Below are 1,652 nucleotides of genomic sequence, written 5' to 3' on the forward strand. Positions count from 1 at the left end.
GGGGTCTACCTCCCCACTTTCTGGGGGGAGGAGGGGGGGGGGAGCGGAACCGTGCCACAGGTGGGGGGGGGGGGGGGGGGGGGTTTTTTGGGGGGGGGGGCCCCCCCCCCCCCCCCCCCGGGACCCGCGAACGGTCATCGCGCGCTGATGCTGCCCATCGCGTCTCCGGTTAGGCGGAACGACGGCGCCGGCCGACGGCGTACAGCGCACCGCCCAGCGTCACGGCCGCGGCGCCGAGGCCGCCCGCGGCCAGCGCGGTGGATCCGGTGTCGGCCAGCTTGCCGCCCGAACCACCGTTCGGGCCAGGGGTGTTGCCGGTGCTCGGGGTGGTGCTCGCGGAGGCCGAGGCCGAGGGCGACGGCGTGGCGGAGGCGGACGCCGACGGGCTGGGCTGCGGATCGACGGCCGGCGTCACGGTGATGGTGAGCTTGGCCGCGTTGTTGCCGAGGTCCCGATCGATGTCGGCGATCTTGAGCTCGCCGGGCCGGCGGTCGCTCTTGTACCGGTACTCGCCCAGGTAGGTGCCGGGCTTGACCCACGGCTCGATCTTGAAGACGCCCTTCACCGAGCCGCCGGTCCCGCCGAACACCCGGCGCCCCTCAGGACCCGGGCGGCCGCCGACGAAGCTGATGCCCGGCGGCAGCACGAACTCGGTCTCCACCACCTTGGCGTCGGCCGCAGTGGTGGCGACCGAACCGGTGCCCTTGATCTGCCAGCCCGGGTTGAGCAGCACCTGGCCGCCGGCCGGGCCGCTGCCGGAGGACCCGTCCACGGTGAAGTCGGGCTTGTTCGCGGGGTTCTCGACCCACACCTCGCGGCCCCAGAAATGCCACGCCTTGAACGGCTCCGACGGCACGACCTTGATGGCAGCGGCGGTTCCCTTGACCCCGCCCTGCTGCGGCTTGTAGATCGGCCTGCCGCCCGGCGTCCAGGTGACGTAGAACCGGTCCCGCCACAGCTCGGGGGCCGCGGTGATGTCCAGCCCCGTGTCGATCCGGTAGTACTTGCCCGGCTCGAAGGTCCCGGTGAAGCTGCAGAACAGCATCTCGTCGTCGTAGTCCCGTACCGGGTCGACTCTGAAGTGCTCACAGTTCGACGGCCGTTCCTGGGGTTTCAGTTCCAGACCCGGCGGCAGGTGGATGCCCAGCTCCGCACCCTGGACGGGCTTGTCGCCGGTCACCGTGAAGCCGAGGGGAAGGTTCTGCTTCTGGCCGTTCTCGACCGTGGTGTCCAGGAGTTCCTCGGACGTGGCGAGGCCGCCGAACGGGTCCGGGGAGCCCTTCGGCCCGGTCTGGGGCATCTGTTTTCCTGCCGCGGTGTCCGGGACCGCCGGGCTCGGCGACGGCGCTGCCTGGGCAACGGCATCGGCGCCGAACACGAGCGCGCCGGCAGCCAGGGCCGCCCCGATCCGCTGCGCGACTGTGACGTGCGTGTGGTTCGACTTCAGCAACACGGTCCCCCTTGTGTCGTGTGGATCGGGCGTTCGAGCACGCCCGACCACTGTTCGACCAACGTGGGGTCCCACCGGTTGCCCTGGAAAGATCAAAAATCAGCAGCGGCGGGGGGGGGGGGGGGGGGGAGGGGGGGGGGTAGGGGGGGGGGGGGGGGGGGGGGGGGGGGGGGGGGGGGGTGTGTTTTTCTGCGCTTTGGTT

General features: G+C 72.0%; 1 protein-coding gene. It reads right to left on the reverse strand.

The genetic code is table 11. The annotated features are described in order from the left end of the window. Positions 1-169 precede the first annotated feature (169 nt). Complete coding sequence (locus ACZ4VL_RS40685; protein WP_468211068.1) at positions 170-1,300, reverse strand: hypothetical protein; 1,131 nt, start codon at positions 1,298-1,300, stop codon at positions 170-172. Positions 1,301-1,652: the final 352 nt, after the last annotated feature.

The organism is Streptomyces sp. NPDC029014 (assembly GCF_055564695.1).